The 14,196-nt window shown below is 70.5% G+C and carries 12 protein-coding genes and 1 tRNA gene; 6 read left to right on the top strand and 7 right to left on the bottom strand.

Annotated features, from left to right (window positions below; all coding sequences use genetic code 11):
* Positions 1-17: 17 nt before the first annotated feature.
* From ACIA5G_RS06105 to ACIA5G_RS06125, 5 genes are all read left to right on the top strand, one after another.
* Positions 18-386 carry a hypothetical protein gene (locus ACIA5G_RS06105; protein WP_395921094.1) on the top strand — a complete coding sequence of 123 codons (369 nt, stop codon included), beginning with the start codon at positions 18-20 and terminating at the stop codon, positions 384-386.
* Entirely contained in the window at positions 383-1,975 is a 1,593-nt protein-coding gene (locus tag ACIA5G_RS06110) for a DNA cytosine methyltransferase (RefSeq protein WP_395921095.1), read from the top strand. The genes ACIA5G_RS06105 and ACIA5G_RS06110 overlap by 4 nt, the downstream gene beginning before the upstream one ends.
* 37 nt (positions 1,976-2,012) lie before the next feature.
* Positions 2,013-3,602: a hypothetical protein gene (locus ACIA5G_RS06115; protein WP_395921096.1), complete on the top strand. Its 1,590-nt coding sequence runs from the start codon at positions 2,013-2,015 to the stop codon at positions 3,600-3,602.
* 392 nt (positions 3,603-3,994) lie between these two features.
* Entirely contained in the window at positions 3,995-4,261 is a 267-nt protein-coding gene (locus ACIA5G_RS06120; protein ID WP_395921097.1) for a helix-turn-helix domain-containing protein, read from the top strand.
* A complete protein-coding gene (locus ACIA5G_RS06125) occupies positions 4,245-5,453 on the top strand; it encodes a tyrosine-type recombinase/integrase (protein WP_395921098.1) in 1,209 nt (402 codons plus the stop codon). Before ACIA5G_RS06120 ends, ACIA5G_RS06125 begins: the two co-directional genes overlap by 17 nt.
* A 71-nt stretch (positions 5,454-5,524) precedes the next feature.
* Here the strand turns inward: ACIA5G_RS06125 and ACIA5G_RS06130 are convergent.
* Positions 5,525-5,598, bottom strand: a tRNA-Thr gene (locus tag ACIA5G_RS06130).
* Between the two features lie 133 nt (positions 5,599-5,731).
* Here ACIA5G_RS06130 and ACIA5G_RS06135 point away from each other — a divergent pair.
* Positions 5,732-7,396 (top strand): hypothetical protein, encoded by a 1,665-nt coding sequence (locus ACIA5G_RS06135; RefSeq protein ID WP_395921099.1) that lies wholly within the window; start codon positions 5,732-5,734, stop codon positions 7,394-7,396.
* A gap of 70 nt (positions 7,397-7,466) precedes the next feature.
* Here the strand turns inward: ACIA5G_RS06135 and ACIA5G_RS06140 are convergent, their stop codons facing one another.
* From ACIA5G_RS06140 to ACIA5G_RS06165, 6 genes are all read right to left on the bottom strand, one after another.
* Entirely contained in the window at positions 7,467-8,672 is a 1,206-nt protein-coding gene (locus ACIA5G_RS06140; protein WP_395921100.1) for a DNA polymerase III subunit delta', read from the bottom strand.
* A complete protein-coding gene (locus ACIA5G_RS06145) occupies positions 8,669-10,792 on the bottom strand; it encodes a bifunctional MFS transporter/dTMP kinase (protein WP_395921101.1) in 2,124 nt (707 codons plus the stop codon). Before ACIA5G_RS06145 ends, ACIA5G_RS06140 begins: the two co-directional genes overlap by 4 nt.
* 148 nt (positions 10,793-10,940) lie before the next feature.
* The gene (locus tag ACIA5G_RS06150; protein WP_395921102.1) at positions 10,941-11,567 is read right to left on the bottom strand and encodes a hypothetical protein; all 627 of its coding nucleotides are present in this window, start codon (positions 11,565-11,567) and stop codon (positions 10,941-10,943) included.
* Between the two features lie 644 nt (positions 11,568-12,211).
* Complete coding sequence (locus ACIA5G_RS06155; RefSeq protein WP_395921103.1) at positions 12,212-13,153, bottom strand: hypothetical protein; 942 nt, start codon at positions 13,151-13,153, stop codon at positions 12,212-12,214.
* Complete coding sequence (locus ACIA5G_RS06160; protein WP_395921104.1) at positions 13,146-13,364, bottom strand: hypothetical protein; 219 nt, start codon at positions 13,362-13,364, stop codon at positions 13,146-13,148. Before ACIA5G_RS06160 ends, ACIA5G_RS06155 begins: the two co-directional genes overlap by 8 nt.
* Entirely contained in the window at positions 13,357-14,160 is an 804-nt protein-coding gene (locus tag ACIA5G_RS06165) for an ESX secretion-associated protein EspG (RefSeq protein WP_395921105.1), read from the bottom strand. Before ACIA5G_RS06165 ends, ACIA5G_RS06160 begins: the two co-directional genes overlap by 8 nt.
* Positions 14,161-14,196: the final 36 nt, after the last annotated feature.

A 14,196-nucleotide genomic window follows, 5' to 3' on the forward strand; every position in this document is an offset into this window, starting at 1 on the left:
GAAAGCGAGCCCACGCCATGACTACCACCCAGCCGCTCATCTCGCCCGCCACCGCGGCGATCCTGGCCAGGATCGCCGCCGAACGCGCCCGCCAGGACGCGCTGTGGGGCGAGCAGAACCACCCCGACGGCACCGGCCCCGACGTGGAGGTCGCCGGCCTGGCCCGCCGCGCCGCCGACGCCGCCCACACCGCCCGGTTCACCACCGAGATGGCCCGCGCCGAGGGCCGCCTTACCTGGCTGCACATCCTGCGCGAAGAGGCCTACGAGGGCTTCGCCGAAGCCGACGTCGCCGACCTGGCCGACGAGCTGATCCAGGTCGCGGCCGTCGCGGCGTGCTGGGCCGAAGCCATCGAACGGCGCGGCGGGAAGGCGGCCGGCCGATGACCTACACCACCTACCACGAGTTCGCCGGGTTCGGCGGCGACACCACCGGCGTCATGGCCGTGCCCGGCACCAGAGGCATCCTCGGTGCGAACCACAACCGGGATGCGGTCGCCACCCATGCCCTGAACTTCCCCGGCATGGACCACTACGAAGGCGACATCGCGAAAGCCGACATCGGGAAGTTCCCGCGCGCGGACTTCTTCTGGGCCAGCCCGTCGTGTCCGCCGTGGACCGACGCCCGCGGCGAGAAACGCGACTTCGACCAGAGCACGCAAGGGGTGTTGTTCGACCCGGTGACCGGGCCGCGGGCACTCAACCCGGAGACCGCCCGGGCGCGGGCGCTGATGGAGGAGGTCCCGCGCTACCTGCAGGCGATGAACCGGCGCGGCACCCCGGTGCTCGGCGGTGTGACGGAGAACGTCGTCCAGGTCGTGAAGTGGGACCAGTTCACGCGGTGGCGGCGCGAGATCGAGACCGAGGGCTACCGCACCCGCGTCATCGCGCTCAACGCCATGCACGTCACCGGCCCGACGCTCGGACGGGTCGCGCAGTCCCGCAACCGGTTCTTCCTCGGCTACTGGCACGAGAGCCTGGGCCGGGACCCGGACTGGGACAAGTGGCTGCGCCCCAAGGCGTACTGCCCGGCCTGCGATCAGGTCGTGGCCGCGGTGCAGGTCTTCAAGAACCCGCGGGTGAACATGGGCGTCTACGGGATCCGCCACGGCCAGTACGTCTACCGGTGCCCGCACCGGGCGTGCCGCCACCAGATCGTCGAACCCGCGGTGCTCCCGGCGTCCACGATCATCGACTGGTCGCTCGACCCCGGGCAGCGGATCGGGGAACGGGTCGACGACCACGGCCGGCCGGACCCGCTGAGCGAGAACACCATGGACCGGATCAAGGCGGGGCTGGCGCGCCACCTCGGGGCGCTGCTGACCCCGGCCGGGGGCACGTGGCGTCAGCACGCGACGTCGGTCGGCGAGCCGCTGCCGACGCGCACCACCCGGGAAACCGACGGGCTGGTGTGCCCGCCGCTGCTCGTCTCCTGCGCCGCCCGCGCCGGGGTCGACACCGCCACCACCGTGCTCGAGCCCATGCGAACGCAGACCTGCCGCCACGAGACCGCGGTGGTGGTGCCGCCGTTCATCTCCATCCAGCGCAACGGCGGCTCCGCTACCGCCGCCTACCCCGTCGACGGGCCGATCCCGACCGTGTCGGCCGGGGGCAACCACCACGGCCTCGTCGGCCCGCCCGCCGGGGACGAGCTGGCGTTGCTGATGTCCTACTACGGCAACGGCAGCACCCACCGCACCGACGCCCCGATCGGAACGCTCACCACCCGCGACCGGTACGCCCTACTCGGCGGCACACCGCCGGTCGACTCGTGCACATTCCGGATGCTCGAACCGCACGAGATCGCCGCCGGGATGGGATTCCCGGCCGACTACAAGGTCCCGAAGTCGGTGGCGAAGTCCAAGCGCAAATGCGTCCGCGGCTGGGGCAACGCCGTTCCCCCGGCGATGGCCGAGGTGATCGCCAGCGCGCTGATCGAAACGTTCTCCGGCGAACAGCTGGAACCCGCCGCGTAAGCGCGGCATGCACCACCCGCACGACGGAGGGAAAAGCATGGCCAGTACGAATTCGCAACGGCTGTGGTCGGTCGGGCCCGGTGGCCGGCCACGGCTGCGCACCGGGGCCGCGCCGGAAACCATCCGGGTCCTGACCGCCGCACTGGACGGCCGGATCATCCCCGACACCTACGTCGCCGACGGCGCACCCGTGGTCGTCGAACAGGTTTCCGGCGCGGCCGACCCGACCGCCGGGGACGACGATGTCGCGCTGCCGGTCGCGGCGTCGGTGCTCAAGCCCGCGCTTCTGGCGAATCTGCTGGCCACCCACACCGACGTGATCCAGAGCAAGGTCAACGAGAAAGGCGACACCTACGACGTGGAGGTCTCACCACCCACCAACGTCCTGAACGCGGTGCTGGCCGGCAGTTCCTGGCCCGGCCTGCCGGTGCTGCGCCGGATCATCTCCACCCCGGTGCTGCGCCCGGACGGGACGCTGCTGCAAACGCCGGGCTACGACCCGGCCACCGGCTTCTACCTGACCGACAACGGCCACCTCGACCCGATCCCGGACAAACCCACCGCCGAACAGGTCGCCGACGCCCGGGAGTTCCTGCTGGAACGGTTCCTGCACGACTTCCCGTGGCGGTCGGCGGCCGACCGCGCGAACTACCTGGCGCTGCTGGTGACGCCGCTCATCCGGCCGTTCACCAACGCGCTGTCGCCGTTCGGGATGATCGAGGCGTCCATGCCCGGCTCCGGCAAGACGATCCTCGCCGGGTGCGTCGGATTGCTGGTCGGGCAGCGGGTTCTCACCTGGACCGACTCGGATGAGGAACTGCGGAAATCGATCACGACGGTGCTGTCGGATTCGGTCGGGGTGGTGGTGTTCGACAACCTCACCGAAGGCGAGACGGTCAACTCGGCGGTGCTGGCGCGGTTGGTCACGGAACGGACCTGGTCGGATCGGCGGCTGGGGACGAACGTGTCGAGCAACTTCGCCAACGATCGGTTGTGGCTGGCCACCGGCAACAATCTGCGCACGGGCGGGGACATGGCTTCCCGAACGGTGTGGGTGCGGCTCGACCCGAACTGCCCACGCCCCGAGGCCCGCACCGGGTTCACGATCCCGAACCTCGACTCGTGGATCCTCGACCCGGTCAACCGGGCCGTGGTGCTGCGGCACGTGCTGACCCTGGTGCTGGACTGGACGGCCAACGGCGCGCCGATCGCCACGAACGTCCCGCAGATGCGGCAGTTCACCCGCTGGGCCCAGTACCTCGGCGGGTTCCTCGCCCACCACGGCGTGGCCGGTTTCCTCGGCAACGCCGATGCCGGCCGCGGGCTGGATGAGGACCACGCGGAGTGGTACGCGTTCCTGGCCACGTGGCGTGACATCTACGGCGGCGAGCCCATGACGGCGCAGCAGCTGCGCACCGACGCTGAGCCTGAGTACGGCGCGCCCGACCGGTGGAAGGGGACGTTCCCCACCACTGCCGCGGGTAAGCCCCTGACCCCGAAGTCGCTGGGAAAGAGGCTGGCAGGGCAAAAAGACCGGTGGCGTGGAGATCTGGTGTTACGCAGCGAAGTCGATCCGCATACCAAGATGAAGCTCTACATGGTCGAGCGCGGCACCGATTCGAGCTGACCTCCCAAACAAACACCGCAAACACCGCAAACACCGCAGCCCCACTCCGAAAGTGGTCCTGAGCTGCGGAAACAGTGATCCGTAGTCTGCGGTGTTTGACCTCGACCCGGCAGGCTTCAAACACCGCAAACACCGCAAGTTGCGGTGTTTGCGGTGTTTAGCCGTCCGGTCGTCAACCCCAAACACCGCAGACAGATCCGCAGGTCAGGCGCGGTTTTGCGGTGTTTGCGGTATTGCGGTGTTTGGTTCCGGCCTCCCCCGCCTAAGCCCTCCCCCGCTCTGCCAGCCTGCCCAACCCGGCATGCACGCAACGTAACCGAACTGTGCCCGCTCGGCCTGTGCCCGGCGGCACTTCACTGTGCCCGCTCGACGGGCGTTCTGGAGGTGTACTCATGGCGCAGCAGCGCACCGTGCCGGACTCCCGGCAGCTTGCTCCCACCGCCGAACGGCAGCTCTACAAGATCACTGAAGCCGCAGTGATCCTTGGGTTGTCCCGCTCCGTGCTCTACGAGCAGATGCGAATGACCCGACCAGATGGCCGCCCGCGTTTGCGCTCGGTCAAGCAGGGACGCACGCGCCTCATCCCTGCGGCCGCAATTCGCGAGTACGTCGCCCTGCTGGAACACGAGGCGGAGGTGGCCGATGACCGTGCGGCGTAGCCGGGGAGACGGCGGGCTCCACTGGAATGAGAAGCGTCAACGCTGGATTGCGTCGGTGACCGTTGGGTTCCATGCCAACGGAAAGCGGAAGGTGAAGAGTGCGAGCCGACGCACCAAGACTGAGGCTAAGGAGGCTTTGAAGGAGCTGATTCGCCAGCAGGACGAAGGCACCGCGGCAAACGCCTCGAATTCGTACACGGTTGAGCACGCGGTCAACGACTGGCTGAAGCGTTACGCGAAGGGCAAGCGGGACCCGAGCACAGTGAAAACCGTCCGGTCACTGGTCAACAACCACATCGTGCCGTCACTGGGTTCGCGCCCGCTGGTGAAGCTCGACGTTGACGATGTGGAGGACTGGCTCGCCAAAGAGGCCGAAGTCCTGGTGACGTCGACCGTCCGGAACCTTCGCTCCATTCTCCGGCGGGCGATCAACCGCGCGCAGGTCGGTAAACGGGTCTCGCACAACGTGGTGCTGCTGTGCGACGAGTTGCCAGTCGGGAAGGGAGCCGGCCGTCCGTCGAAGGCGCTCACGCTGGAGCAAGCCGAAGCGGTGCTCGCTGCGGCGGAGTCGTCGCCGATGCGCGCCTACATCGTGGTATCCCTGCTGACCGGTGCGCGAACCGAGGAGATGCGCCCACTGACGTGGGATCACGTCGACCTCGTCGGCAAGCCGACGGCGACGCCAGCGATCCCACCGACCATCAAGGTATGGCGTTCGGTCCGCGCCAAGGGCGAGACGAAGACGCGGAAGTCCCGGCGCACGCTGGCGCTGCCCGAGCGGGCCGTGAGGGCACTGGAGGACCACCGGGTGGCCCAGAAGGCCGTCAAGGCCGTCGCGGGCGACGACTGGCGCGAACAGGGCTTGGTCTTCGCGACCAACGTCGGCACCGAGCGAGACGTCAACAACATCCGACGGGACTTCCGCCGGGTGATCAAGGCAGCCGGGCTCAACCCGAAGCACTGGACGCCACGTGAGCTGCGACACAGCTTCGTCTCGATCCTCTCGGACGGCGGGATGCCGATCGAGGAGATCTCGCGGCTGGTCGGGCACAGCAGCACGGCCGTGACGGAGCTGGTCTACCGGAAGCAGATCAGGCCGGTGGTCGAGTCAGGCGCAACGGCGATGGACCGCATCTTCCCCGTGACGGGTGAACCTGTGGAACTTTCTCCGCCCGACGACCAGACGTCGTAGTCAAGCAGTTAGTCAAGCACCGAACGAGTCAGGCCCCATCCGAGGTGTCTCGGATGGGGCCTGACCTGCGGAGCCGCCTAGGGGAATCGAACCCCTGACCTATTCATTACGAGTGAATCGCTCTGGCCGACTGAGCTAAGGCGGCATGTCTCCGGCTCGCGCTGGCGACGGGGTCAAGTGTAGCGGAGGCTGTGGGCGTCACTTTCCGGGGGGACTGTCGTTAGGGCCCTATGACGTCGGTCTCATCCCCCGATCGACCTATCTGGAGGCTCTGGCACATGCGGCGAAGACTGCCCCGTTCGGTGGCCCTGCCGGCGGCCGCGGCGTTGCTCCTGCTCAGCGCGGCGCCGGCGAATGCCGATCCGACCTATCCGACGACGCCGATCCCGCAGCCGGCGAACCCGGGGCAGGCGCCCATTTCGGCGCCGATCGGGCCGCAGCCGCTGGGGCAGGCCGTCGGGGATGCGGGGACCGCGCTCGGCATCATCCGGTTGCTGCCCAACGCCGTGCCGACGAGCACGATCCTGCCCGGGTTCGGGGCGACGTTGCCGAAGCAGTCGGCGCTCGAGGCCGGGATGGGCCTGTCGAGCGCGTCGGCGAACTCGGACGCCTTCCTGAGCTACGAGAAGGCGGTCGCGCAGGCGTCGCCGTTCGGGTTGTCGGTGGGCGGGAACGCGCCGCAGACGCCGGGCAGCGTGGTGCAGACGGCGTTGCCGGACAACCCGCAGCCGATCAGCGGTGGGCTCAACGCGCCGTCGAACCCGCTGCTCAACGTGGGTCTGCTGAACGGCAGCGCGCACGCGCGGTGGAGCCCGACGCTCGGCCCGTGTGTCGACACGATCGCCGACGCGAGCACGTCGTTGGCGAGCCTGTCGCTGCTGAACGTCATCCCGTCGATGCCGAACCTCGGGCTGGACGCGCTCAAGCCGAAGCTCGACCCGGGCTCGCTGGCGAAGGGTTTCGACCTGACCAAGGGCCTGCAAAGCCTCGGTGGCCTGCTTCAGGGCGGCGGCCAGACCGCGGCCAACGGCGCCGGCTCGCTGCTGAGCCTGCCGAACACGCTGTCGTCGCGGTCGCAGGTGAAACTGGTCGACATGCCGGGCTCGAAGAACAAGGCCGTGCAGTCGACGTCGACGCTGCAGGCGGCCAGCATCGAGATCCTCAAGGGCACGCCGCTGGCGCTGAGTATCAAGGTCGCCAGCCAGCCGACGCTGAAGGTGACCTCCACCGGCGACGCGAAGACGTCCAAAGTGGAGTACTCCGCGCCGGTGCTGACCATCGAGGCGGCCGGGAAGACGCTGTACACGCTGGATGCCGCGCACCCGACCAAGGACATCCCGATCGGACTGCCGCTGGCCGGGCTGAGCGACCAGTTCGGGCAGCTCAACGACATCCCGGTGGTCGGCGGGCTGGTCTCGACGCTCACCAAGGGCGTCCAACAGGTCAGTAACACCGCGGGGACCGTGCTCGACCTGGGTGTGCTGCGGCTGAGCATCGCCGGGCTCGACCAGAAGTCCGCGGCGATGACCACGCCGTTCAAGGGCTTCCAGCTGGGTGCTTCGGCGCGGCTGTTCGACCTGCAGCTGCTGCCGACGACGAAGCTCAAGAGCCTGCTGCCGGACGACCAGGCGAAGAACCTGCCGTCCTCGCTGGCCCAGCTTTCGCTCGGCGAGCAGGTCGCGCGGGCCTACGCGCCGACCGACGGCGTGGTCTGCGGGACCGCGTCGACGCCGCCGGCCGGCGGTCAGGCACCGAAGGGACCGGTCAAGAACCTCGCTTACACCGGTGGCGCGTACGAAACCGTGCCGCTGTTCTGGACGGGCACCGCGATGCTGCTGATGGGCGTCGTGATGGTGGCCGCGATGCCGGGCGGGCGCCGGCGTCCGCTGGCCGTGCCGGTCGAGGAGAAGCCGTTCAAGCCGTCACCGCGTCCGCGCGAGTGACTCCGAGCCGGCCCCGGGGGCAGTGAAGGGACCCGCCAGGAGCTCCGGCTCCTGGCGGGTTTCTTTGCGTTCAGCCCTGGCGGAGCGTCGTGACCATCGCCTCGACGGCGATGCGCGGCTTCACGTTCAGGTCGATCGCCTCGCGGCACTCCAGCACGGCTTCGAGGCGGCGCAGCGTCGACTCCGGCGTCCAGGACGAAGCCGCTTCGGCGATCTGGTCACCGTGGTCGGGGTGGTTGAGCGTGGCGCCCGAGCGGGTCGTCGTCACGAGGACGTCGCGGTAGAACGCGGCGAGGTCGATCAGCGCCAGGTCGAGCGTGTCGCGCTGGGTGCGGGTGGCGCGGGACTTCTGCTTCTTCTCCAGCTGCTTGACCGCGGCTTCGGCGGCGCGCTTGGCCCCGGCGACACCCTTGCCGATGCCGTCGCCGCCCATCGCGGTGCGCAGCTCGTTGCGCTCGTCCTCGTCCCGGCCCTTGCTCGCCTCGCCCGCGTCCGCCTCCGCCGCGCTGATCAGCTGGTCGGCGCAGGTGAAGACGTCGCCGGGGCGGCGCAGGCCGAGCGGGATCCGCAGCACGGTGGCCCGGCGCTGGCGCGCGGCCTCGTCGGTGGCCAGCCGGCGCGCGCGGCCGACGTGGCCGCCGCACACGGAAGCGGCCCACTGCGCGCGTTCCGGGTCGACGTGGTCACGGCGCACGAGCACGTCGGCGATCGCCTCCGGCGGCGGCGTGCGCAGCGTAACCAGGCGGCAGCGCGAGCGGATCGTCACCGAGACGTCGTCGGGGTGGTCCGACGGCGCGCAGAGCAGGAACACCGTGCGGTCCGGCGGCTCCTCGACGGCCTTGAGCAGGGCGTTCGACGCGCCTTCGGTGAGCCTGTCGGCGTCCTCGATGATCACGACCTGCCACTTGCCGGTGGTCGGGCGGCGCGCGGCCGCCTGGACCAGCGCGCGCATCTCGGCGACCGAGATCGACAGGCCTTCCGGCACCACGAGCCGGACGTCGGCGTGGGTGCCCGCCATCGTCGTGTGGCAGCCGGGGCAGGCGTCACACCCGGTGCCGGTGCTGCATTGCAGGCCCGCGGCGAAGGTCCGCGCGGCCACCGAGCGGCCGGACCCGGGCGGGCCGGTGAGCAGCCACGCGTGCGTCATCGCGCCGGGTGGCGCGGGCTCGCCGGCGACGATCTTCGCAGCGGCGGCAGCGGCCGCGCTCAGCGTTTCGACCGCGGGCTCCTGGCCGACCAGCTGGTTCCAGACACCGATGCGCTCGGTCGTCGTCACTTCGCCTCCACGCGAGGCTCTTCCGAGGTCTCGACCGGCAGCGCGTCTTCGACGTCCAGCATCAGCGTCTCCGGCTTCTCGGTCGTCGGAGCCAGGGCGGACAGCCGGCCGACGAACACGGCGCGCAGCGCGGTGCGGATGCGCTCGGCGACCTCGACGTCGGAGCCGTCGGCGTCGATCACGACGTAGCGGTCCGGGTCGGCCGCGGCCATCTCGGTGAGCAGGTGCTGGACCCGCCACTGGTCGTTCATCGTGGTCGACTTGTCGCGCGGCGCCCCGGGCGGCGCGGCGTCGAGCAGGACGGTCAGGTCCGGGCGCAGCCGCCCGGTCGCCCAGTCCGCGAGGCCTTCGAGCTCGTCGCTGTCCAGCCCGGCGACGGCGGACAGGTGCGCCAGCGGCGAGTCGACGAACCGCTCCATGACAACCACCGAACCGGCGTCGAGCGCCGGCTGGACGTGCCGCTCGACGATGTCGGCCCGCACCGCGGCGGCGGCGAGCGCCTGGGCCCGCGCGCCGGTCAGCGAGGCGCCGGAAACCAGCGCCGTCAGCCGTTTGTCGTCGAGCGCCGGGTCGGCGGCGACCACGACCGGCCGGGTGCCGCCGCGCATCCAGTCGGCGAGGTTGACGGCCTGGATCGCGGTGTTGATCGCGGTGGTGCCCTCGACGGCGATGAGGAAACCGTTGACCCGCCGAGGACTGCGGCGCAGCGCGTTGCGCAGGTCGGACAGGATCGGCTCGGTGCGCTTGTCGTCCATCTGCCGGTAGGCGAAGAGCCCGGCGACCAGTGCGATCACGGCGCCGGCGAACATGATCGGCCGGGTGCCGTCGACCGAGACCTTGCCGCCCCAGACGTTGAAGGTGCGTGTCCCCACGACACCGACCAGCACCGGGACGGTGACCGTGGTGCCGAACAGCACGAGCTTCATCATCAGCTGGTAGATCGCGTTGATCCGGCCGCGGATGGCGTCTTCGACGCGCGAGCCGATGATCGTGACACCGGTGAGGAACGCCGTCCCGGCCCAGAAGCCGACCAGCACCACGGTGATCAGCGAGACCGACAAGTGTGGTGACAACGCGACCAGCGCGAGCGAAAGCCCGGCCGCGATGATGGAGACGCCGAACAGCCGGTCGTGCGGGAGCCGCCGGGCGACCTTGGGCGCGAACGCCATGCCGGAGGCGAGGCCGACGAAGACGGCCAGCACCAGGAGGCTGAACGCCGAGTCGCCGGCCAGCAGGCTCGAGGAGTACGGCTTGGCCGAACCGATCACCGCGCCGCCGGCGGCGAACGCGCCGAACGCGCCCACCAGCAGCCCGCGCACGAGCGGCGTGCTGCGGACGAAGCGGAAGCCGTCGGCGATCATCGTGCCGATGCCGAGCTTCTCCTCGTCGGCCTGCTTGACCTTCTGTTCCGGCAGCGCGTGGACGTTGCGGAGCGACAGCTCGGGGATGCGCGTGGCGATGAGGATCGCGCTGGCCAGGTAGAGCAGGCCGGTGATGACGACGACCAGCTTCGCGATGCTGAGGCTGGTGTCTTCGCCGGGAACGTGGAGGAAGTTCGTGTTGATGCCGGTGAGGATCGCGTTCGCGCCGGCCGCCGTGACGACGGCGAGGCCGTAGGTCATCACCATGCCGAGCTGGTTGGCCGTCTCGACCTGGTCGGGCCGGCGGAGCAGGTTCGGGACCGCCGCCTCTTTCGAGGGGATCCACATGCTCGCCGCGCTGCCGACGAGGAAGTTGCCGGCGAGCAGCCACCACGGCGCGCTGACGAAGGCGATGGACAGCAGGAAACCGCAGCGCAGCAGGTCGGAGACGACCATGACCTTGCGGCGGTCGAACCGGTCCGCGAGCAACCCGCCCACGGGCGCGAACAGCAGCCCCGGCGCGAGGCCGGTGAGCACCACGCCGACAAACGCGAAGTTCTGGGCGAAGTAGTTGTCCGTCAGCTTCGTGGCCAGGCCGGTCAGCGCGAGGATGTTCAGCCAGTCGGCCACGCTGCACAGGTACGTGACGCCCCAGAGCCGCCGGAACGGTTTGATCGCCAGCACCCGGCGGACCCGGCTGATCGTGGACGCCTCGGCGCCCGACGACCCGCCCGGGCCGGCCCCGGGTGCCGATCGCAAGCCCTCGCTGATACGCCCACCCCACTAGTCACCGCGGTGCCGGACGCCCTCGTGAGGTAGCCCGACCGTGAAGTCAGGGTAGCCCGATCGGCCCCTGGGGCGCGGACGACCCCGAGGTCCCGGTGGGGTGGGGAACAGCGGAGGAACGCTAGTCGAACAGTCCGGTCACACTGCTGACCAGGCTGGAGACCATCTCGATGGCGACAAAACCGAACACGATCAGCAGCGCCACGGCGAGCATCACGCCCGCCGCACTCGACGACGGCCGGTTGAAGGCCGGCATCGACACCGAAGGCATCTTCGGCAGCTTCCGCCGCTTGACGGCCACGACCTCGAGGTCTTCGTCGACGTCGTCGTCGGGCAACGGGTCCTGCCTCGCGGGCCGCTGCAGCAGCGGCGGCCGGGTCGGCCAGGTGCGCTGCCGGTTGCGTTGCCGCGGCAGAACCCCGAGCGGCGGTGCGACGGCTTCGCCGACCGTGCTCGTGGTGCCCGCCGGCGGGATCGCCTCCGGAGCCCTCGCTTCGTCCTCGCGGAGGGCCTCCTCGACCATCCGGCGCACGGCCTCCTCGTCGTGCTGCACCGGCCCGGCGACCGGGACGGCGGCGAACTCGTGACCGTTCGCAGCCGCGGCGCGTGCCTCCGGTGCCGCGGTGACCAGTCCGGAGACCGGGTCCGCGAACGTCTCGCCTGGTGCTTCGGACAGCGTGCCGTCGCGCTGAGTGAGCTCGGGGGCATTGAAGAAGGGAGCCTCACCGTTCGCGCTCATGGTGACCACCTCACTACGGAATGTCCTCGCCTTTCCAGGGTAGCGACGATGGCGGATAACGCATCCGCCCAAATGGCTCGGTCTGCATTGGCGGGTCGGTCACAGAGCGCAAGCCTGTGCCCGAACCCCCAGCAGTGTCCAGCCCGCCGGTGACTCGGTCGACCGCCAATGGTGACAGATTGTAGTGAGTCCGGTCACATGGGCGGCGAGCGGGACTGGCCGGCGGAATGGCCAAGTGGCCAGTTTGACGGTCGGTGATCGGGGTGTTCATGGAGGCTGGTTGGGGCCGGTTCGAGTGGCCGGCAGCGATGGTCACGCGAGGTCTTGATGCCCGCGCGGGCCTTCGTGAGCCTTTCGGCCGCGAGACGGCTCCGCGACATACGCCGGACCGTGCACGTGCCGAGACCGGCACGGGTCGGCGCACCCGCCAAGGCAGGCGGCCGCCGCGCAGCCGACATGGCCGCCGAAGCGCGCGGTCGATCGTCGGCGCGGTCAGGCTCGTGCTCGCCTGGTCGCAGCCGTGCCCACCCGGCGCGGCCGTGCTCGCCTGGTCGCCTGGTCGCAGCCATGCCCACCTGGCGCAGCCGTGCCCACCCGGTCGCAGCCATGCCCACCCGGTGCGGCCGTGGCCGCCCGGTCGCGGCCGTGCCCGGCTAGTCGCAGCCGCCTGCCTGCGCCAGGTAGCCGGCCAGCCGCCGAGGTGAATCGCCGCTCGGCAGCCGGCGACCCGGTGCCGGGTCGCCGGCGTCAGGCAGAGCGAGCCCGAGGGCCGGCGTTTCGCCGTTTCGGCGAGACCCGTTCCACTCAGGCACCTCCTCCTGTCCGAGGTCGATCATCTTCCGGCACCAGTCGCGGAGCATGCCGCGGCTGAAGGGGCTCAGGACCAGCTGGCGCCAGCCGTCGCCGCGGTCCAGGGCCGCCAGTGCGAAGCGGCCGAGGTCCGTGTCGATCAGGACGAAGCCGTGGTCGGGGAACTCCGCGCACAGGCCGCCGAACGCGAGCATGTCCAGGACCGCCGTGCCGGAGCGGGGGCGGGCCAGCAGTTCGCGCATTGCGCCGATGTCGTCGTCCTGGCCGTCGTGGACCAGGCCGTCGTGGTCCACCGACAGCCAGATCGGCCGCGCGGAGCTGCCGAACGGGGCTTCCGGCAGCTCCGCCACCAGCATCTCCGGCAGCTCCTCGAAGTCGGCGAGGTGGATCGCCGTACGGCCGGGGAGCGAGCCCATCATGAACGCGCGCTCGCCGTCGGCGTAGCACCGGATGTCCGCGGTCTCCGGCCCTTCGTCGAACACGCCGCACAGCGCCGCCCGGACCGAGCCGCGCAGCATCAGCGACACCACCTCGAACCCGACCTCGTTGAGCTCGCCCTCCTCGCCGAACGGGGTGCCGTCGATCCAGGCCGCCCACGCCATGTGCCGCTCGACCTCGTCGACCAGGTCGGCCGGGTCGTCCGAGACCGGGCCGTGGATCCGGATGTCGTGGTCGCTGACCTCCGGGTTGTACAGCCGGTCCACCGGCTCACGGTCCGGCATCGCCGCCAGCACCGGCCCGGCAGCCAGTTCCAGCAGCTCCCGGGCCGCCGTGCGCTCAGCCATCGCGCCCCTCCCTGCCGGCCGCCGCGCCGGACTGCCGGTGGCCGGGACCGTCATCCGGAACCGGCTCGGCCGCCGGTGACTTCTCGGCCGCCGGGCTCCGCGCTATCGGCACGTCACTGTTCAGCTCGGTCGCGGCGAGGATCGCGTCGCGCACCGTGAGACCCAGCAAGGCCGGCTCGGCCGCCGGTTGAGTCGCCTCCTGCTCAGGCATGGCTCTGCACCGCCTCGACGATCCACTGCTCCGCCGTGCGCCGCGACGCCGGACCCCACGTCACCGTCCAGCGGCCGTTCCGGCCCACCGCCGCGCTGAACTGGTAACGGCCGAGATCGTTGTCGACCAGGCCGAACGCGCCGTGCGGGTACTCGGCCAGGATCGCGTCGCGGACCGCGAGGTCGACCAGTACCGTTCCCAGCCGGGGGCGCGCCGCACACTCGCGGATCTGCTCGACCGCCCGCTCGCAGCCTCGCGGGATCAAGCCGCGCTCGTCGGTCTCGATGCGCACCAGCCCGCCGGGACCCGGGGGCCGGTCGGGCAAGCCGTCGAACACCCAGCCCGGCAGCTCGCTGAGGAAGCCCGACCGCAGCCGCGCGCGGTTGCCCAGCTTGTGGAGCACCGTGGTGTAGTCCTCGTCGCCGAAGAACCGGACCTCCCACGGCTCGTCACGGGCCGGGAAGACCCCGGTGACCACGCCGCGGATGAAGCCGCCGCGCAGCGCCCGGTACAGCCCGACGGCTTCGGGCGTGACCTCGCCACCCGGCGCGAGGCCGATCGCGGCCATCCCGGCGACGAACCGCGTGTACTGCTCCACCTCGTCGGCGAGACTGCGCGGCTGCTCGGCCGGCGGCGAAGGACGCCGCCCCGGCAGCGGCTCGGTGTCGGCCAGCACCGGCGGGATCTCGAACTGCGGGTCGTAGAACTCCATCACCGAGGGCCGCTCCGGCACCTCGGCCGACAGCGGCGCGATGACCTCGTCGATGACATCGAAGACGGCGACTGAGTTGTTCACCCCTAGATTGAACACCCTGGCACCGACAATTTCTCG

It is taken from the genome of Amycolatopsis sp. NPDC051758, assembly GCF_044453095.1.
In the GTDB taxonomy this organism is placed as follows: Bacteria; Actinomycetota; Actinomycetes; order Mycobacteriales; family Pseudonocardiaceae; genus Amycolatopsis.